Annotated in this window: 20 protein-coding genes; 18 read left to right on the top strand and 2 right to left on the bottom strand. The window is 41.6% G+C overall.

Annotated elements, in window-relative coordinates; genetic code table 11:
• Positions 1-57: 57 nt before the first annotated feature.
• The 9 genes from LI126_RS10575 (at position 58) to LI126_RS10535 (ending at position 6,098) form a co-directional block, all read left to right on the top strand.
• Entirely contained in the window at positions 58-1,011 is a 954-nt protein-coding gene (locus LI126_RS10575; RefSeq protein WP_227165337.1) for an acyltransferase family protein, read from the top strand.
• Between the two features lie 170 nt (positions 1,012-1,181).
• Positions 1,182-1,619 (top strand): acyltransferase family protein, encoded by a 438-nt coding sequence (locus LI126_RS16315; protein WP_442919973.1) that lies wholly within the window; start codon positions 1,182-1,184, stop codon positions 1,617-1,619.
• A 95-nt stretch (positions 1,620-1,714) separates the two neighbouring features.
• Positions 1,715-2,065: a helix-turn-helix domain-containing protein gene (locus LI126_RS10565; protein WP_117909415.1), complete on the top strand. Its 351-nt coding sequence runs from the start codon at positions 1,715-1,717 to the stop codon at positions 2,063-2,065.
• 240 nt (positions 2,066-2,305) lie between these two features.
• Positions 2,306-2,713, top strand: coding sequence for a hypothetical protein (locus LI126_RS10560; RefSeq protein WP_055157648.1), 408 nt, complete (start codon positions 2,306-2,308; stop codon positions 2,711-2,713).
• A gap of 19 nt (positions 2,714-2,732) precedes the next feature.
• Positions 2,733-3,197 carry a helix-turn-helix domain-containing protein gene (locus LI126_RS10555; protein ID WP_227165336.1) on the top strand — a complete coding sequence of 155 codons (465 nt, stop codon included), beginning with the start codon at positions 2,733-2,735 and terminating at the stop codon, positions 3,195-3,197.
• A 15-nt stretch (positions 3,198-3,212) separates the two neighbouring features.
• The gene (locus tag LI126_RS10550; protein WP_055157644.1) at positions 3,213-3,419 is read left to right on the top strand and encodes a hypothetical protein; all 207 of its coding nucleotides are present in this window, start codon (positions 3,213-3,215) and stop codon (positions 3,417-3,419) included.
• A 353-nt stretch (positions 3,420-3,772) separates the two neighbouring features.
• Positions 3,773-4,156, top strand: coding sequence for an SMU1112c/YaeR family gloxylase I-like metalloprotein (gloA2, locus tag LI126_RS10545; protein ID WP_227165335.1), 384 nt, complete (start codon positions 3,773-3,775; stop codon positions 4,154-4,156).
• A 408-nt stretch (positions 4,157-4,564) separates the two neighbouring features.
• Positions 4,565-5,695, top strand: a complete 1,131-nt coding sequence (locus LI126_RS10540; RefSeq protein ID WP_227165334.1) for a DUF362 domain-containing protein — start codon at positions 4,565-4,567, stop codon at positions 5,693-5,695.
• 67 nt (positions 5,696-5,762) lie between these two features.
• A complete protein-coding gene (locus LI126_RS10535; RefSeq protein WP_055145691.1) occupies positions 5,763-6,098 on the top strand; it encodes a cupin domain-containing protein in 336 nt (111 codons plus the stop codon).
• 109 nt (positions 6,099-6,207) lie between these two features.
• Here the strand turns inward: LI126_RS10535 and LI126_RS10530 are convergent, their stop codons facing one another.
• On the bottom strand, positions 6,208-7,113 hold the full coding sequence (locus tag LI126_RS10530) for a hypothetical protein (protein ID WP_227165333.1): 906 nt from the start codon (positions 7,111-7,113) through the stop codon (positions 6,208-6,210).
• A 197-nt stretch (positions 7,114-7,310) separates the two neighbouring features.
• Between LI126_RS10530 and LI126_RS10525 the strand changes: the two genes are divergently transcribed.
• From LI126_RS10525 to ilvC, 3 genes are all read left to right on the top strand, one after another.
• Positions 7,311-9,131: an ABC-F family ATP-binding cassette domain-containing protein gene (locus tag LI126_RS10525; RefSeq protein ID WP_227165332.1), complete on the top strand. Its 1,821-nt coding sequence runs from the start codon at positions 7,311-7,313 to the stop codon at positions 9,129-9,131.
• A 166-nt stretch (positions 9,132-9,297) separates the two neighbouring features.
• Positions 9,298-9,795 (top strand): acetolactate synthase small subunit, encoded by a 498-nt coding sequence (ilvN, locus tag LI126_RS10520; protein WP_015529074.1) that lies wholly within the window; start codon positions 9,298-9,300, stop codon positions 9,793-9,795.
• Between the two features lie 144 nt (positions 9,796-9,939).
• The gene (ilvC, locus tag LI126_RS10515; RefSeq protein ID WP_015529076.1) at positions 9,940-10,959 is read left to right on the top strand and encodes a ketol-acid reductoisomerase; all 1,020 of its coding nucleotides are present in this window, start codon (positions 9,940-9,942) and stop codon (positions 10,957-10,959) included.
• A 295-nt stretch (positions 10,960-11,254) separates the two neighbouring features.
• On the opposite strand, the gene rpsT is transcribed toward ilvC, so the two are convergent.
• The gene (rpsT, locus tag LI126_RS10510; protein WP_020436247.1) at positions 11,255-11,518 is read right to left on the bottom strand and encodes a 30S ribosomal protein S20; all 264 of its coding nucleotides are present in this window, start codon (positions 11,516-11,518) and stop codon (positions 11,255-11,257) included.
• 237 nt (positions 11,519-11,755) lie between these two features.
• On the opposite strand from rpsT, the gene gpr reads away from it, so the two are divergent.
• The 6 genes from gpr to nusA all read left to right on the top strand — a co-directional run bounded on the left by gpr (position 11,756) and on the right by nusA (position 20,230).
• On the top strand, positions 11,756-12,748 hold the full coding sequence (gpr, locus tag LI126_RS10505) for a GPR endopeptidase (protein ID WP_055145685.1): 993 nt from the start codon (positions 11,756-11,758) through the stop codon (positions 12,746-12,748).
• 30 nt (positions 12,749-12,778) lie between these two features.
• Entirely contained in the window at positions 12,779-13,981 is a 1,203-nt protein-coding gene (locus tag LI126_RS10500) for a stage II sporulation protein P (RefSeq protein WP_227165331.1), read from the top strand.
• Between the two features lie 155 nt (positions 13,982-14,136).
• Positions 14,137-16,059, top strand: coding sequence for a DNA gyrase/topoisomerase IV subunit B (locus tag LI126_RS10495; protein WP_117824927.1), 1,923 nt, complete (start codon positions 14,137-14,139; stop codon positions 16,057-16,059).
• Positions 16,060-16,070: 11 nt separating this feature from the next.
• Positions 16,071-18,311, top strand: coding sequence for a DNA gyrase/topoisomerase IV subunit A (locus LI126_RS10490; RefSeq protein WP_227165330.1), 2,241 nt, complete (start codon positions 16,071-16,073; stop codon positions 18,309-18,311).
• A gap of 237 nt (positions 18,312-18,548) precedes the next feature.
• On the top strand, positions 18,549-19,016 hold the full coding sequence (gene rimP / locus LI126_RS10485; RefSeq protein WP_020436252.1) for a ribosome maturation factor RimP: 468 nt from the start codon (positions 18,549-18,551) through the stop codon (positions 19,014-19,016).
• A gap of 17 nt (positions 19,017-19,033) precedes the next feature.
• Positions 19,034-20,230, top strand: a complete 1,197-nt coding sequence (gene nusA, locus LI126_RS10480; protein ID WP_020436253.1) for a transcription termination factor NusA — start codon at positions 19,034-19,036, stop codon at positions 20,228-20,230.
• Positions 20,231-20,248 lie beyond the last annotated feature (18 nt).

Below are 20,248 nucleotides of genomic sequence, written 5' to 3'. Positions count from 1 at the left end.
AAGGCTATGCCGTAGTTAGCATGCTCATGCTTCATCTATTTTGTCTGCGGGGGGGGAGTGATAGGAACGCCCTTGATTTGGTTAAATGAGGAAACCCCGTTGATATATTACCTGGGTTGGCTTTGTGCAATTTGTGCGCCGACATATTGTCTTTGTAGTGGTTATGCACATTTTCGACAGGGACAGAAGAATGGGCTAACGTTTAAAAAGAGGATAAAACGATGCCTGAAGTTTTTAATCTGCTATTGGCTTGTTGTTTTACTTGTATCCATAATTGGGATAGTATTTAGTTCTGATGCAATACCTGGAAGCCTATGGAATTGCTTAGCTAATGTTTTTTTACTAAGCTGGTCTTATACTGGAATATGGTGGTATGCGTTTGTTTATTTGATTTACGTTTTACTTTCTCGGAAGATATTTGGTGCAGTGGAGAAAAGAAATGGCCGAGTAGTGCTGGTTCTACTGATAGCTCAATTCTTTATAGTTGAAGCCGCAAATAAAATTATTCCGCAATACATTTCTTCACATTGGCTTTTAGTGTGGATATGGGAAAGAATATATTATCTTCTAGGAGCTCGTTTACTCTGCTATATGGGCGGAATGTATATTGCACAGAAGAATATTATTAGCGCTGTGAAGAGAAGATTAGATAGAATTAAACACAGTAATTTAATGATTCTTGGAATACTGCTGATGTTGGCTTTGGTTCTTGTTGTTTTGGATAAGGGAATTTTGATTGTGTTTTATACTTTTCCTGTTTTTGTAGGATTTAATTGCCTAAAAATGAATGACAAATTTTCAAGAATTTTTCTTTTACTAGGAAAGTATTCAACGTATGTTTGGCTGATACATCCTTTTATATATCGTAATGCGTTCCCTCAAATCACACAAATATGGATTAAATTGCGTTTCCCCGTAGTGTTGCTAGGAGAACTTCTGATTATGTCTATGTTAGTATCCTGGCCGTTAAATAAGATGTCATCAGAAGTAATAAAGAAGTTGAAAATATAAGCTGAATTCGATTCTAGTGAGGAGAAAATAATGTGTCGCGATGATTTTAAGTTGAAAATACAAATGCTAAGTACATACAGAAATTTATTGATGGGATTGGCTGCAATAGGCGTCTTTGTAATGCATTTTATTGTTCAAGGTGTTTTAGCTTTTCCATCTCCACTTAAAAAATTGAAACAGTACTGCTTTTATGGGGATCTTCTGGTGTGGATGTGTTTTGTTTATTGTCTGGTTTCGGGTTGTTTTACTCGTTAGAGAAAAATCCGAAACTTAGTCAATATTATAAGAAGAGGGTTATTAGAGTATATATTCCATTTCTTTTAATAACTATCCCTGGATATTTATTCTTCCTAAAAATATCTATAAAAAAGTGCTTGATAAAGTGGACAACATTGTATCTTTGGGTTTCAGGAAATGACGGAACATGGTTTGTCTCATTTATTATAGTCATGTATTTACTGTCGCCTATTATATACAAATTCTATAAGTCCTCCTCAACGAAAAAACTTATAGTTAAACATTGCATAGCGGTAGCATTGGAATGCTGGTGGTCTGACCCTATTAAATTATCACAAACAAATAAATTCGTATTTACAAATCACATATAAAGTGATAGACTTATGAAAATAAGAAAGGCAATTAAGTGTCCAGTATCTGCTATATATGTAGGTACTGGTAAGAAAAAAGAGGCGGAAAAGAAGGAATGAAAACAATCAGTGATAAGATTTTTGAATTATTAAAAGAAAAGGGAATGAGTCAGAAAGAATTTGCCCAAAGAACAGGAATTGCAGAGAGTTCAATAAGTGACTGGAAGAAAAAAAGAACAAATCCGGTAAGTGATAAGATTTTGATCATTTGTGAAGTATTGGATGTGACACCATATGAGCTGTTATCAGGAGCAGAGCATGCAGGAAACAGAAGCAGGGATAATAATACTTATGTGATTAGTAAAGAGACAGAAATTGGAATGCTAGTAGAAACATATCAAAAATTAGATACAAATGCACAGAAAAGATTGATTGGATATTTGGAAGCACTCAAAGAACTTTCATAAAAAATTTACCTATATAATACGTATAAACGAAGAAATGCTAAAATAAGATGTGAAAGCGGCGGACTATCTATATGTGGAAACCAGGTAACAATTGATAGTTAGTCTTGTTGTTTAAAGTGGATGGGAAGCATAAGATTTTAGTCATGTGAAATTCACATAAAAATCTAGATAAATAATTAGGAAGGAATGACTTGATTATATTACATATAAGTAATATAATTAACAAATCAGAATATTTATATGAATAAGAAACAGGTATTAGCGGAACTGGTTAAAAATTTGGAAGAATGTTCGGAAAGGGGATATGTTTTTCATCCCAAGTTTATGTATGAGTTTCAAGTACTGCTTAAAAATGCTACGGGTAATGAAAAAGAAATTTTTACATTATTAGTAAAACAATTAAATTTTTTAAAGGAATTGGGAACAAATGTATGTAAAGCAGATAGTAATGAAATAATAAAGAATCAAGATAGAGATTATTATTCATTGCATTTATCGGGAAAAAATTTTAACTTTAGATTATTGATGGCATTTGACGAAAAAGATACACCTAAATTTTTAGTAGCATTCTATGAACGTGCAGGAAAGAAAAAAACAGATTATACTCAATATAAGAAGGTTTTGGACAGTAGATTTGAGGAAGTCTAGAAAAGGAGAACTTTATAGTATGGAGAAAAAAAATAAGGAAAATAGCACTTCATTAGAGGATTTATTAGCTATGTTTGAGGATAATATTTCAATTGCTGATATTAATGCATCGAGATATTTGGGTAAGATTTCAGCATCTATTGTTAAGCGTAGAATGGAATTGAAAATGTCGCAGAAAGAATTTGCAGGATATCTTGGAGTTAGTCAGGGAATGGTATCAAGATGGGAAGGTGGAGATTATAATTTCTCAATTAAGGCACTTTCAGAAATTGCAGAGAAATTAGAGTTAGAATTATATATTAATTTGAAACCTCCAGTTAAGAAATCAAAGGAATGCTATATAGAGAAGAAGGAATATATATTTGCTAGGGATGATGATAAAAAATTTAGTAAAAGTAATATTCTTCAATTTAATTCTAAAAGAAATCATCTAGATAATAATACAATAAAGATAATAAATAATTTTGAGTTGCAAGAAATGTAAAGAGAGGTAAATAAGATGTTACAATATGTAAACGGATTTTCATGTGCTATGGATTCTGAAAAAGATGAGTTGATAATTAAATTGTTACAACGTAGTCCTGATTTTACTGATGATAATGATGGTGTAATAATGGATGAAGTGGCAACAATTGTTATGGGAAAGGTGACAGCACAACGTTTATTGGAAGGATTAAAAGAAATGCTAGAAGATGAGGTCGTTTAATAGTTACTATTTATTAAGAAACATGACTCCAAGGCTGACCACATTGTGGTCTGACCTCATTATATTTTCATCCCTAGATATCCGTATAAACGAAGAAAATAAGTAACAAAAGAGTACGAAGTAAAAGTGAATGCATATTGCTGCGGGATGAGTGAAAATTAGATATGATCTTAGAAAGAAATTTGAACAGATTGATTATCTACTTACATTGCATTCCATGATACGAAGACAGGAATACATAACATTGGTGTCAGGCACTTAAATTATTACGAAATATTGTGGACGAACTTTCGCTGGCATTGGCATTGAGAGAAGATGCGGATGAACGGCATGTGACAAGGAGCGTGAGAAAAATGAATTTATCAAAAATACATCATATTGCAATCATTGTATCTGACTACGAAGCCGCTAAGGATTTTTATGTGAACAAGCTGGGTTTTTCTGTCATCAGAGAAAACTATCGCCCGGAGCGCAAGGACTGGAAGCTGGATCTGCGTGTCGATGAGCAAACAGAGCTGGAGATTTTCGCTGAGGAAAATCCTCCGAAGCGTGTAAACCGGCCGGAGGCCTGTGGTCTGCGTCATCTTGCGTTCTGCGTTGATAGCGTGGAGCAGACGGTGAATGAGTTGGCAGAAGTCGGCATTGAATGTGAGCCGATTCGGGTTGACGATTATACAGGAAAGAAGATGACTTTCTTCCATGACCCGGACGGGCTGCCGTTGGAACTGCATGAGTAAAAAGGAGAACTATAAGTTACCATGATTACGGAGAAGACTTCTACCATGCATTGCATTCTATAAAAAGCGTTGCCTGGTAAAGAAAAAATAATAAGATAAATAAAAAACAGGAGTCGCTGCGTACAACACGGGTAACGCAAACCGACTCCTGTTTCCTTTCATCCATTTCCTTCATATCCTGATCGAAGAAATGAACTTTATCCGGGTAGGTCTCGCCAGGTTCTTTTCGTCCTTCCGGTGAATGGTACTGCATTTATTGAGTTCGGAATTGATAATTTGAGTATACCGTATCGTTAAGGGGATGTCCACTTTATTATTTTTCTAAAAATGATTGGAAGAGTCAGATTTATAGTGTATGATAAGAATGCAGGGTTAAGCTGTCAGAATTTACAACAGGAGGTTTACATCATGGAAAAAGCAAAGGTATATTATACTGATTTCCGGGCGAAGCTTGGCGAAGGTCTTCCAACGAAGCTGAAACGTCTGATGAAGAAAGCAGGAATCAGTGAGATTGATATGGAAAATAAATTTGTGGCGATTAAGATGCATTTTGGAGAGATGGGGAATATCAGTTATCTCCGTCCGAATTATGCCAAGGCGGTTGTTGATGTCGTGAAGGAGCTTGGAGGAAAGCCATTTCTTACAGATTGTAATACACTATATCCGGGCAGTAGAAAGAACGCACTGGAGCATCTTTACTGTGCATGGGAGAATGGATTTACACCGTTGAGTGTCGGATGTCCGGTGATTATCGGAGACGGCCTGAAGGGAACGGATGATATTGAAGTTCCGGTACAGGGAGGAGAGTACATAGAGAAAGCGAAGATCGGACGTGCCGTGATGGATGCGGATGTATTTATCAGTCTGACGCATTTTAAAGGGCATGAGACGACAGGTTTCGGTGGTACGATCAAGAATATCGGAATGGGATGTGGTTCCAGAGCCGGTAAGAAGGATCAGCATTCTGTTGGTAAGCCGACGATCGATCAGGAAGCCTGCAGAGGATGTAAGAGCTGTCTGAAAGAGTGTGCGAATGATGGCCTGATTTATGATGCTGATGCAAGAAAGATGTCGATTGATCTTGAACATTGTGTTGGTTGTGGAAGATGTATCGGAGCATGTAACTTTGATGCCATTTCATTTATGGACAGTGCGGCAACCAAGGTATTGAACTGCAAGATGGCAGAGTATACAAAGGCGGTTGTGGATGGAAGACCGAACTTCCATATTTCACTGATCGTTGACGTATCACCGAACTGTGACTGTCATCCGGAGAATGATGCACCGATCCTTCCGAATATCGGTATGTTTGCCTCTTTTGATCCGCTGGCACTGGATCAGGCGTGTGCAGATGTCTGTCTTAGCGCAACACCGTTGCCGCACAGCCAGCTTGCAGATCGTATGGAAGAAGAGAGTTTCTGCGATCATCATGATCATTTTGAGAATACAACACCGAATTCAGAGTACAAGACTTGTCTGGCACATGCAGAGAAGATCGGTCTTGGAACAAGAGAGTATGAATTGATCTATATGAAATAAATGTCAGATAAAAGACGTATTGTAGCAAATAAGCTTTACAATAAAAATGTTTTAGGAGGAATTGAAGATGAGTGAATTAAGAGTTGAGAGAAAAGAAAACATGGCTGGTGGAAAGGGACACGTTATCATCAAGCACATTCTGGAAGATAAGGAACTGAACGGAAAGTGCAAGATGTATGCAGAAGTCACACTGGAACCGGGATGTTCTCTTGGATATCATGAGCATCACAACGAGAGTGAGACATATTATATCCTTCGCGGGGAAGGAAATTATGATGACAATGGACGTATCCGCCCGGTAAAGGCAGGAGATATGACATTTACACCGGATGGAATGGGACACGGACTGACGAATACAGGGGATACAGATCTTGTGTTTATGGCACTGATCATTTTGGATTAATGCATCGTATTTTTTGAGACTGGCCCATAAATTTTAAAAGTGCATCCGGCAATGATTTCGTAATTGATTTCATTGTCGGGTGCACTTTTTGTAAAGAGAATATTGTATTCTAATTGGAACTTTTGTATTTTCTGATCAGGCAGGAGATGACTCCGGCTGCACACAGTCCAAACAATACATTGTGGAGGGAACCGTATACATCAAGAGCTCCTTTCACTCCGTAGATCACTTCCGGTGAATCAGGGAGCAACGGACTGAAGAGGAACGCAGCATAGGAAACCGCGAATACAAGGATAAAAGACCACAGGCCTCTTCCGGTATCTTCTCTCCAGCTGGAGACTCCGTCACGTACGCGGACGCGTGTCATTGACCAGAGAAGGGAGATGAATTCGAAGAACAGGAAGAGGGCAGCTACACATAAGTAAGCGGCCAGAGTCTGGGAAATCTTCTGCGTCTGGATTGCCTCCTGGATATCTCCGTACGGTGTGCTTGCACGGTAAAAGTTGTAGAGTACAAATGCTGTTGTGGCCAGAATTAACACAATAGAAAGCTGCTGAAGCAATGTGCTTGTGAGCCTGGATAATGCCTTTCCGCCTTTTTTGATCGGTGCGGCAAGTTTTACTCCGCCACCGGAACGTTTCCTGCCGGAGGAACGTCTGTCGTAGTCGCGATCATTATATGGATTATTATATGAATCATTATAAGGATTGTTGCGATTTGATCTTCTGTTGGAAGTGTTATAATCGTCCTCATAATAATCATCCTCATAATCTGCATCATCATCGTCATAATCATCGTCATATTCAGGAAGTACTTCTTCGAACTGGCTGTCATCGGAATCGTTAAAGTTATCTCGGTAATCGTCTGCGTTCATAACGATTGTCTCCGTGTTAGAATCAGGTCTGTTTATTTGTTTTGTATCTTCAGAAGTATGAAAATTGATTTCCGGATCTTCTTCATATGTAACTTCAAAATCGTCATCGAAAATGTCTGAGAAATCATTCTTCGGGCTCATATCATTTACCTCACTTTCCATTTAAAACCATGCTACTGCATATATCACACTATGTTATAATGTTTTCTGTGTTTTCTCAACCCTTTCAAATATGAATTTAAAAATTTTTAAGATTTTCAGTGTCTGAAATATCTGTTATACTGGAATGGCGATGTGATTGATAAAAATGCATGAAAAAACAGAAAGCAGGGAAAAGAATGAACTTAATTAATATAGAACATATTTCTAAAATATATGGGGAGAAAGTGATTTTTGATGATGCATCGTTTGGTGTTCAGCAGGGGGATAAGATCGGGATCGTTGGAATTAACGGAACCGGAAAGTCAACTCTTTTGAAGGTGGTTGCGGGAGAGGAAGTGCCGGATGAGGGGCAGGTTGTTCGTCAGAATGGTCTGAAGATTGCTTTTGTTCCGCAGAATCCGACATTTCCGGAGGGAATGGATATCCGTTCCTATGCACTTCAGGATGCAGATGCGGAGAGCTGGCAGGTGGAAAGTAATCTGACGGAGCTTGGAATCACGCAGTGGGATCAGAAGATCGACACTTTATCCGGGGGACAGAAGAGACGTGTGGTTCTTGCGAAGATCCTGGCAGGAGATTTTGACGTACTTCTTCTGGATGAGCCGACGAATCATCTGGATCAGGAGATGATTTCCTGGCTGGAAGATTATCTGAGATCTTACCGTGGAACTGTTCTTATGGTAACACATGACCGCTATTTCCTTGATCGTGTGACGAACCGTATCCTAGAGCTAAGCCATGGAAAGATGTATGGATATGATGCGGATTATTCCGGATTCCTTGAATTGAAGGCGCAGAGGGAAGAGATGGAGCTTGCAAGTCAGAGAAAGCGTCAGAGTATCCTTCGGATGGAACTGGAATGGGCGAAGCGTGGTTGTCGTGCGAGAACGACAAAGCAGAAGGCAAGACTGGAACGTCTGGAAGCGTTGAAAGCAGGAAAAGCACCTGTGACGGATCAGACGGTGGAGCTTGATTCTGTAGAGACAAGAATGGGCAAGAAGACGATCGAACTTCATCATGTCAGCAAGCGTTTTGGGGAGAAGAAGATTCTGGATGATTTCAGTTATATTGTGCTTCGCAATCAGCGGCTTGGAATTATCGGACCGAACGGCTGTGGGAAATCAACAATTCTTAAGATGATCGCAGGTGTACTCAAGCCGGATGCAGGAGAGATTGAGATCGGTGAGACGATCAAGATCGGATATTTTGCACAGGAAGAACAGCATATGGATGATTCCCAGCGTGTGATCGATTATGTGAAGGATATTGCGGAGTATGTGACGACAAAGGACGGACAGATCAGTGCGAGTCAATTGTTGGAGAGGTTCTTATTTACACCGGATATGCAGTATGCACCGATCGGTAAGCTTTCCGGAGGGGAGAAGAGAAGGCTTTATCTTCTTGGTGTTCTTGCGGAGAATGCGAATGTCCTGTTGTTTGACGAGGCCGGAAATAATCTGGATATCCCAACACTTACGATCCTTGAGGACTATCTGAATTCATTTACAGGAATCGTGATCACCGTATCACATGACAGATATTTTCTGGACAATGTAGTTGACCGTATCTTTGAACTGGATGGAAACGGCGGGATCCGACAGTTTGAGGGAGGATACACGGATTATGTAGAGGCGAAGAAACGCAGATTCGGAGAGGAAAGCAAAGCTATCACAGGAAAGTCTGAACTTAAGCCGGCAGAAAAGTCCACGGAAGAAGAGACGCAGGAGAAGAAGACGGGAAAGAACTGGAAGGATGGACAGCGTCAGAAGGTGAAGTTTTCGTTCAAGGAGCAGCGAGAGTATGAGACGATCGATGAGGAGATCGCAAAGCTGGAAGAAAAGATAGCCTCTCTTGATCGTCAGATTGCCGCAAATGCAACGAATTCAGTGAAACTGCGTGAGCTGATGGAAGAGCAGGAGAAAGTAAGAGAGCAGCTCGAAGAGAAGGAAGAGCGCTGGATGTATTTGAATGAACTGGCAGAGGAATTTGGTTTGTGATGAAAAATCTCAAAAAGAGGGTTGACAAAGCCGGTTCTAGTTGTTAATATTAAGTAAGTAAAAAACAGAACGCACTCTGTTTTATACAAATCATGGAAGGAGCGAACCAGTCATCTTAGTCAGTCATAATATTTTCGCTTCCTGAAGTGAGAAAGAGAGGATACATATGAGAAGTCAGGTATTTTCACTGCTCGTAGATAACAATTCAGGTGTTTTGAGCAGAATTTCAGGACTCTTCAGCCGTCGTGGATACAGCATTGACAGTATTACGGCAGGTATGACAGCAGATCCTAGATTTACAAGGATTACAATTGTTTCATCCGGTGATGAGCAGATCCTATCACAGATTGAGAAGCAACTTCGTAAGTTGGAGGACGTTGTGGATATCAAGGCTTTGAAAGCAGAAGAATCCGTTTGCAGAGAGTTGATCATGGTGAAGCTTCGTGCGAATGCCGCACAGCGTGGGGAGATCATCTCAGTTGCAGATATTTTCAGAGCAAAGATCGTAGATGTGGAAGAAGATTGTCTGATCATTGAATTGACAGGTACACAGAATAAGTTGGAAGCTTTCTTGAATCTTCTGAAGGATTACGAGATACTCGAACTGGCAAGAACCGGAATTACCGGACTTTCCAGAGGCAGCAAGGATGTTGCATTTTTCTGATTCATTAAGAGTCAGAGAACCGCGGAAAAACCGGCGGAACAGATAAAGCTAGTAAAGGACAAGACCTTTCACTATATAGGATACCCCCGCAGAGATCGGGAGCATTCTACTCTATATTTTAAATTCATTTAGGAGGAATGCAAAATGGCAGCAAAAATTTATTATCAGGAAGATTGTAACCTTTCTCTTCTCGAAGGACAGAAGATCGCTATCATTGGATACGGAAGCCAGGGACATGCACATGCATTGAACTTAAGAGAGTCAGGATGTGATGTTATCATCGGTCTGTACGAGGGAAGCCGTTCTTGGAAGAAAGCAGAAGAGCAGGGATTCAAAGTATATACAGCAGCTGAAGCTGCAAAGCAGGCTGACATCATCATGATTCTGATCAACGATGAGAAACAGGCTAAACTTTACAAAGAAGACATCGAGCCAAACCTTGAAGAGGGTAACATGCTTATGTTCGCTCACGGATTCAATATCCATTTCGGAACAATCGTACCGCCGAAGAATGTTGATGTTACAATGATCGCACCTAAGGCACCAGGACATACAGTAAGAAGCGAGTATCAGGCTGGAAAAGGAACACCTTGTCTGGTAGCTGTAGAGCAGGATTACACAGGAAAGGCTCTTGACAGAGCACTTGCTTATGGTCTTGGAATCGGTGGAGCAAGAGCCGGAGTTCTTGAGACAACATTCAGAACAGAGACAGAGACAGACCTCTTCGGAGAGCAGGCTGTACTTTGTGGTGGTGTTTGCGCACTTATGCAGGCTGGATTCGAGACTCTTTGTGAGGCTGGATATGATCCGAGAAATGCATACTTTGAGTGTATCCATGAGATGAAGCTGATCGTTGACCTGATTTACCAGTCAGGATTCGCTGGAATGAGATATTCTATCTCTAACACAGCTGAGTACGGTGATTATATCACAGGACCTAAGATCGTTACAGCTGAGACAAAGAAAGCTATGAAGAAAATTCTTTCTGATATCCAGGATGGTACATTTGCAAAAGACTTCCTGCTTGATATGTCTGATGCAGGTGGACAGGTTCACTTCAAGGCTATGAGAAAACTTGCTGCTGAGCACCAGTCAGAGAAGGTTGGAGCTGAGATCAGAAAGCTTTACAGCTGGAGTGATGAGGACAAACTGATCAACAACTAATCAGTTGTCTGAGATTATAGAATAAGATAATAGAAGACCGGTACTTTCAGGTTAAGACTTGGAAGTGCCGGTCTTTTTGACTGAGGCGTCGTGCAGCAGCCAGGCATCTCCAAAATGCTACGCATTTTATCGATGTGGCGTATCCGCCACATAGTTCTAAGAATACAGAATCTCGCTCATGCGAGCATGGCTCGTATCTGTATCTTTAGAACTGCCTGGCTCTGAACGTATAACAAAAGGCACATCTGCCATGACGGTAGCAAATGCGCCTGAAAATTCTATTCTCTATTTATAATTAAGCGATAGAGTCAACAGCTTTGGAAAGACGAGCAATCTTTCTGGAAACTGTTTTCTTGTGATAAACACCCTTGCTTCCAGCTTTGGAAATCTCAACGATTGCTGTGTGAAGAGCAGCTTTAGCAGCCTCTACATTCTTCTCAGCTACAGCTGTCTCTACTTTCTTTACAGCTGTTTTAACCTTAGATTTGATTGCTTTGTTTCTAGCAGCTTTTGTCTCTGTTACTAAAATTCTTTTCTTTGCAGATTTAATATTAGCCAATGTGTGCACCTCCAAAATATTCTATCATATGATTTTCAAATGTGATTCATGTGTTCAATAGACTCGGACACGGACGTTCTATCGAAACATACTCATTTATTCTAGTCCAACAAACGTGTTCTGTCAATACATATTTTACAAAAAAATGCTAAAAATAGGCTGTAATAAGACAAATTATGGTTACTGTTCACTCCCGTGTCAATCACTCCGCTGATTGACACGGAGAAAAGGGAGGCTATGATGAAAAATTACAGTGTGCGTACGGATCTTGCACTTGAGGAGAAGGAACGGTTTGCATCTGACAATGTAGAAGTGCAGGGAGTTGTTCTGGAGGAAGAGTATGACGAGGAGAATGAGATCCGGCTGACCCGTGTGGTGATCGAGACGGAGAATGGAGCGAAGATCATGGGAAAACCGACAGGCATTTATCTGACACTGGAATCTCCGGATCTGGCATTGGAGGTGGAAGAAAATAGCAGGGTATTACAGGAACGGATCTGTGATTGCATCCGGGAATTGATTTTTCATAAAATTTCCTGTGAAGATGGAAAAGAATTAAAGATTCTTTTTGTCGGGCTCGGTAACAGAGCGGTGACACCGGATGCGCTTGGTCCTTATGTTGCAGATCATCTGGAGGTAAACCGGCATATAGTAAAAGAATACGGAAAATATGCGATGCGTACGGAGCAATTGATTGTTCTTAGTGCAATTGTTCCCGGCGTGATGGGACAGACGGGGATGGAAACGGCGGAGATTGTCCGTGGAATTGTCCATGAGACGAAGCCGGATCTGATCCTTGCAGTGGATGCACTTGCTGCGCGAAACAGCAGACGATTGAACCGGACGATCCAGATTGCCGATACAGGAATTCATCCGGGTTCCGGTGTTGGAAATTACAGGAATGCAATGACGGAAGAATCCCTGGGGGTTCCTGTGATTGGAATCGGAGTGCCTACGGTTGTTGATGCGGCAACGATCGTCAATGATACGATGGAAAATTTCATCACTGCACTGGAACAGTCGCAGGCATTAAGGAGTACAGGAGAGATTTTACGCTCTTATAGTGCGGCGGAAAAATATGAGTTTGTAAAAGAATTGATCTCCCCACATTTAAATGGAATGTTTGTGACACCAAAGGATGTGGATGAAATGGTCCATCAGATCAGTCATACGATAGCAGCGTCCTTGAATCTTCTTTTTTCTGATATAAATGCAGGAGAAAGTGAATAGAATGATAGAAATGAGCGGAAGGACTCTGCAATGCGTGTGTATAAGAAAAAAACAATCCGACGTATGAAATGGTATGGGGTGATTCTGGTTCTGTCAGGTATTCCGTTAGGAATTGGGATGGGCCGGTCATTGGAAGAGGGGAGAACATTTTTATTAGAAGAAAGTCAGATTTATGCGCAGAAATTGTACCTTCCGCTTTTTTCTTATCAGAAAGAACAGGGAACAGAAAGGGAAGAGATCTTCTGGCTCCCACTTCATGTGTGGATGCCGTTGGCAGGATATCTGGAAGATCAGACAGAAAAAAGGGGAAAGGAAGAACCGACGGAAGTATTGGAAGATGAGGAAACGATCGCATGGATTCTTCAGTGTCAGGCAAATGATGAACATGCGGTAGATGAAGAGGGGAAACTGGTCGGAGCAGAGCCGGCAACTCAGGAAAGTGCTGTAGAACAGCCGGTTCCTGGAATGGATCTTTCTATTGAGCGGCTGCGTGATTTTGAATATCTGACAAGCAATCTTTATACAATAGACAGTTCTACAATGATCGGACCGGAGCAGCTTAATGTGGATGATCTTTTAAACCGGAGTATGAAGATAGATCAAAGTACAGGAGGTCCGAAAATTTTGATCTTTCATACGCATTCACAGGAAGAATTTGCCGACTCCATACCGGGTGATCCATCTACAAGCATCGTTGGGATTGGGGAATATCTGACGCAGTTATTAAATGCGGATGGGATTGAGACACTTCATGACAGCGGAGTGTATGATATTATTAATGGGAAACTTGACCGCAGCAGGGCATATGAGAATGCAGAAAGTGCAGTACGGCCGGTTCTGGAAGCGAATCCGACGATTGAAGTTGCAATCGATCTTCACAGAGACGGTGTAAATGCGGACACACATCTGGTAACGGAAGTGAATGGAAAACCGACTGCGAAGATCATGTATTTTAATGGATTGAGCAGGACACGGACAAATGGCGATATTGCTTATCTGTATAATCCATATATCCAGGATAATCTGGCGTTCTCCTTGCAGATGCAGATTGCATCGGAACAGTATTACCCGGGATTTGCAAGGCATATTTATCTGAAAGCTTACCGTTATAATCTTCATCTGCTGCCAAAGTCTCTGTTGATCGAAGCAGGGGCGCAGACAAATACGGTGGAAGAGATGAAGAATGCAATGGAGGTGCTGGAACGGACATTAAAGCGGGTAGTTACAGAATAAACGGTTGTCGGACAGTTACAGTCATCTCCTGTCAGAAGAAGGTTGACAGAACATATGAGCGAAAAAGAAGTTGAAAATCAAATGGTTAAATGATATCATATTTGTTGATTGACTGTATAGAACAGTTTGAGTTCGAGAAAGAAGGAGAAAGAGTAATGGCGGGAAATAATACATACGATGCAGGGAGTATCGCGGTATTGGAAGGTCTTGAGGCAGTACGGAAACGCCCGGGAATGTACATAGGAAGTGTTTCTACAAAAGGACTGAATCATCTGATCTATGAGATCGTGGACAATGCAGTAGATGAGCACCTGGCAGGATTCTGCAGTGAGATCCAGGTGACATTGGAAAAAGACGGATCTGCAACCGTTTCAGATAACGGTCGTGGAGTTCCGGTTGATATGCATCAGAAGGGTGTATCTGCGGCTCGTCTGGTTTATACGACACTCCATGCAGGTGGTAAGTTTGATGATTCTGCATATAAGACAAGTGGTGGACTTCACGGAGTAGGTTCCTCTGTTGTAAATGCTCTTTCTACTTATATGGATGTGAAGATCAGCAGGGATGGATTTGTTCATCATGACCGGTACGAGAGAGGAATCCCGGTGATCGAACTGGAAGATGGACTTCTTCCTAAGATCGGAAAGACGAGAAAGACGGGAACAACGGTAAATTTTCTGCCGGATGATACGATCTTTGAGAAGACGAAGTTCAAAGCGGAAGAGGTTAAGAGCCGTCTGCATGAGACTGCGTATCTGAATCCAAATCTGACGATCGTGTTTGATGATAAGAGAGATGGAAGTGTTGAGCACATCGTTTATCACGAACCGGAAGGAATCATTGGATTTATCCAGGATCTGAACCGTAAGAAAGAAGTACTTCATGACCCGGTTTATTTTAAAGGGGAAGCAGACGGGATTGAAGTAGAGGTAACCTTGCAGTATGTGAATGAGTTTCATGAGAATGTACTTGGATTTTGTAATAATATTTATAATGCAGAGGGCGGAACACATCTGACAGGATTTAAGACAACCTTTACAACTGTCATGAACCAGTATGCGAGAGAGATAGGAATCCTGAAAGAAAAGGATGCGAATTTTACCGGTGCAGATATCCGTAACGGAATGACTGCAATTGTATCCATTAAGCACCCGGATCCGAGATTTGAGGGGCAGACGAAGACAAAGTTGGATAACCCGGATGCGGCGAAAGCAGTCAGCAAGGTGACAGGAGAAGAGATTGTTCGTTTCTTCGATCGAAATCTGGATACACTTAAGACAGTTCTTTCCAGTGCGGAGAAAGCTGCGAAGATCCGCAAGACAGAAGAGAAGGCAAAGACCAATCTCCTGACAAAGCAGAAGTATTCTTTTGACAGTAACGGAAAGCTGGCAAACTGTGAGAGCAGAGATCCGAAGAAGTGTGAGATCTTTATCGTCGAGGGAGATTCCGCCGGCGGTTCTGCGAAGACAGCGAGAAACAGAAATTATCAGGCAATTCTTCCGATTCGTGGTAAGATCTTAAATGTTGAGAAAGCAAGTATTGATAAGGTGCTTGCCAATGCAGAGATCAAGACGATGATCAATGCATTTGGCTGCGGATTTTCTGAAGGATACGGAAATGACTTTGATATTACAAAGTTGAGATATGATAAGATCATCATCATGGCCGATGCCGATGTCGATGGTGCACATATTTCTACCTTATTGCTCACCTTGTTCTATCGCTTTATGCCGGAGCTTATTTTTGAAGGACATGTATATATTGCGATGCCGCCACTTTATAAGGCAATGCCAAAGAGTGGAGAAGAAGAGTATCTGTATGATGATAAGGCATTGGAACGTTATAGAAAGACACATACAGGTCCGTTCACACTTCAGCGTTACAAAGGTCTTGGAGAGATGGATGCGGAGCAGCTCTGGGAGACAACACTGGATCCGGAGAGACGTATGTTGAAACGAGTAGAGATTGAGGATGCCCGAATGGCTTCGAGTGTAACGGAGATGCTGATGGGAACTGAAGTACCGCCGCGTCGTAATTTTATCTATGAAAATGCGACAGAGGCAGAACTGGATATCTAAGGAGAAGAAGAATGAGTAATGAATCACAGATCATAAGGACAGAATATTCTGATCTTATGAAGAAATCTTATATTGATTATGCGATGAGTGTTATTATCGCCAGAGCACTTCCGGATGTCCGTGATGGTCTCAAGCCGGTTCAGCGTCGTACACTTTATGATATGTACGAGCTTGGTATCCGTTATGATAAGCCTTATCGTAAGAGTGCACGTATCGTCGGAGATACGATGGGTAAATATCATCCGCATGGAGACAGTTCCATCTACGATTCTCTTGTAGTAATGGCGCAGGACTTCAAGAAGGGACAGGTTCTTGTTGACGGGCACGGTAACTTTGGATCCATTGAGGGAGACGGAGCTGCTGCGATGCGTTATACAGAGGCGCGCCTTACGAAGTTCACGCAGGAAGTATGTCTGGCCGATCTGGATAAGAATGTTATTGATTTTGGTCCGAACTTTGATGAGACGGAGAAGGAACCGCTTGTGCTTCCGATGCGTGTGCCGAACCTTCTGATCAATGGTGCGGAAGGAATTGCAGTCGGTATGGCGACAAGTATCCCGACACATAATCTCTGCGAAGTGGTCGATGCGGTCAAGGCATATATGAAGAATGACAAGATCACTACAAAGCAGCTGATGAAATATATCAAAGGACCGGATTTCCCGACCGGAGGAATTGTGGTCAATAAGGATGATCTTCCGGCAATCTATGAGAGCGGACAGGGGAAGATCAAGCTGCGTGGAAAAGTGGAAGTGGAAGAGCTCAAAGGCGGCAAGAAGCAGCTTGTGATCACAGAGATCCCATACACGATGATCGGAGCCGGAATCGGAAAGTTCTTAAACGATGTCTGCAATCTTGTGGAATCCAAGAAGACGACAGATATCGTTGATATTTCAAACCAGTCTTCAAAAGAAGGAATCCGTATCGTGATCGAATTGAAGCGTGGTGCGGATGTTGAGAACCTGAAGAACATGCTTTATAAGAAGACACGTCTGGAAGATACATTTGGCGTAAATATGCTGGCGGTTGCGAATGGCAGACCGGAGACTTTAAGTCTGAAACAGATCATAGAACATCATGTGGATTTCCAGTTTGAGCTTGCAACGAGGAAATATACAACTTTGCTTAGCAAAGAGCGGGAGAAGAGTGAAGTTCAGGAAGGTCTGATCAAAGCATGTGATGTGATCGACCTGATCATTGAGATTTTACGAGGAAGTAAATCTGTAAAAGATGCGCGTGCCTGTCTGGTAAACGGTGAGACGGAAAACATTAAGTTCAAGTCTGCGATTTCCAAAAAGATGGCGGCAATGCTCCGTTTTACAGAACGTCAGGCAACGGCAATTCTGGAGATGCGTCTTTATCGTCTGATCGGTCTGGAGATTGAAGCACTTCAGAAAGAGCATGAGAAGACATTAGAAAATATTGCCCGTTATGAAGATATTTTAAATAACTATGATTCCATGGCAGGCGTGATCATGGAAGAGCTTGACAGTTATAAAAAAGAATTCGGAAGAAAGCGTCGTACCGTTGTGGAGAATGCAGAAGAAGCTGTTTTTGAAGAGAAGAAGATTGAAGAGCAGCAGGTCGTCTTTCTGATGGATCGCTTTGGTTACGCGAAGACAGTGGATACCGGAGTCTATGAGAGGAATAAAGAAGCTGCAGACAAAGAGAATAAATACATTGTGCATTGTATGAACATTGGAAAACTCTGTCTGTTTACAGATGAAGGCAAGATGCATCAGGTGAAGGTGCTTGATCTTCCACATGGAAAGTTCAGAGACAAAGGGATTCCGATTGATAATGTAAGTAATTATTCAAGCAGTGAAGAACAGATTGTTATGATCTGTGAAGAAGAGCAGATGCGTTATTCAAAATTATTGTTTGCAACAGCACAGGGAATGATCAAGCGTGTGGATGGAAGTGAGTTCCAGGTATCCAAGCGCACGATCGCGGCAACAAAGCTGCAGGAAGAAGACAGGCTTGTCGCAGTGAAGGTTGTGACGGAACAGCAGAATGTTGTTCTTCAGACGAAGAACGGATATTTCCTGAGGTTTTTATCTGCGGATGTTCCGGAGAAGAAAAAAGCAGCTGTCGGTGTCAGAGGAATTAAGCTTCAGAAGAAGGATGAATTAGAAGAAGTTTATCTTTTTGAAGAAGGAACAGAGACGAAGATTACTTATGGAGAAAAGACAGTTTCACTGAACCGACTGAAACTGGCGAAACGGGATGGAACAGGAACCAAAAGCCGCTAGAAGTCTTGCCGGAAGCGGAGACGGTGAAGAAAGAGAAAGTTAAGGGGATTTCTAAGGTATTGTAAGAAAATGTGCAAAAACCCTTGATTTCCTCAAAGAAAAGTGCTAGAGTAAATATAGTTACATAAGGAATTGGCAGAAGAGTGGACGAAAGTTCACTCTTCTTTGGTGATATGGAAAATTCTTTATGAATCAGATCACAAACTATATTATAGAAGAAAAGGAGTTTGACGCAGCGTGTCCAGAAGAGAAGATTATGAACAGCAGACAGAAGCACTTCTCGAGCCCATCGTAGAGGAACTCGGGTTTGAGCTGGTAGATGTAGAATATGTGAAAGAAGGAGGTACCTGGTACCTTCGCGCGTATATTGACAAACCAGGTGGAATTGCCGTGGATGACTGTGAGGCAGTCAGCAGGAGATTCTCCGATATCCTTGATGAGAAGGATTATATTGAAGACTCCTATATCTTTGAAGTAAGTTCTCCGGGACTTGGAAGACCACTTAAGAAAGAGAAGGATTTTAAGAGAAATCTTGGAGAAGAAGTAGAGATCCGCACATACCGTGCAATCGACCGACAGAAAGAGTTCGTCGGAATTTTAAAGAGTTATGATGAGAATACAGTGACCATCACATACGAAGATGAGACAGAGCAGACATTTGACAGAAAAGAAATCGCTTTGATCCGTCAGGCTTTGGATTTTTAATTTAGGAGGAAAGAAAAATGAACACAGAATTACTCGAAGCATTGGATATTCTTGAAAAAGAGAAAAACATCAGCAAGGATGTCATGTTGGAGGCCATTGAAAATTCACTTTTAAGTGCATGTAAGAACCATTTCGGAACATCCGATAATATTAAGATCGTTATGGACCGCAACACATGTGACTACTCTGTATACGCAGAGAGAGAAGTTGTTGAAGAAGTATTTGATCCTGCAATTGAGATCAGTCTTGAGGATGCAGAGAAGATCAATCCGGCACTTCATATCGGAGATATCGCACAGGTTGAGCTTCATTCCAAGGAATTCGGACGTATTGCAACACAGAATGCAAAGAACCTGATTCTTCAGAAGATCAGAGAAGAAGAGCGCAAGGCAGTATTTGATCAGTATTTCGAGAAAGAGAAGGATATCGTAACAGGTATCGTACAGCGTTATATTGGCAAGAATATCAGTGTGAATCTTGGAAAAGCAGATGCAATCCTTACAGAGAACGAACAGGTGAAAGGAGAGCATTTCGAGCCGACAGAGCGTATTAAGCTTTATATCGTAGAAGTTAAGAACACACCAAAGGGACCAAAGATCCTTGTATCCCGTACACATCCGGAACTTGTAAAACGTCTGTTTGAATCAGAGGTTGCAGAGGTAAAGGACGGAACAGTTGAGATCAAGAGCATTGCCCGTGAGGCTGGTTCCCGTACAAAGATGGCTGTATGGTCTAACGATCCGAATGTTGATCCGGTCGGAGCTTGTGTTGGTATGAACGGTGCAAGAGTAAATGCAGTCGTAAAAGAGCTTCGTGGTGAGAAGATTGATATCATTAACTGGGATGAGAATCCGGCACTTCTGATTGAGAATGCACTCAGCCCGGCGAAGGTTATTTCTGTTATGGCTGATCCGGATGAGAAGATTGCAGGAGTTATTGTTCCTGATTATCAGCTTTCACTTGCAATCGGTAAAGAAGGCCAGAATGCAAGACTTGCAGCCCGTCTGACAGGATACAAGATCGATATCAAGAGTGAGACACAGGCAATTGAGTGTGGAGATCTTCCGGAGAACTACATGGAGCAGATGGGTATGGTCGGAGAAGAAGGCTATACAGTCGGAGAAGAGGAAGAAGAGTACGATGATGTTCCGGCAGATGCAGCTGATGAAGACGGAGCAGATGAGATTGAATTCGTTGAGACAGACGAAGAGTAAGATCTGAGGGAGTGAATT

The sequence above is a fragment of the Mediterraneibacter sp. 210702-DFI.5.30 genome, from assembly GCF_020560115.1.
Classification (GTDB): Bacteria; Bacillota; Clostridia; order Lachnospirales; family Lachnospiraceae; genus Mediterraneibacter; species Mediterraneibacter faecis.
The sequence above is the reverse complement of the archived record's forward strand: the minus strand, read 5'-3'. Positions and strand labels throughout refer to the sequence as shown.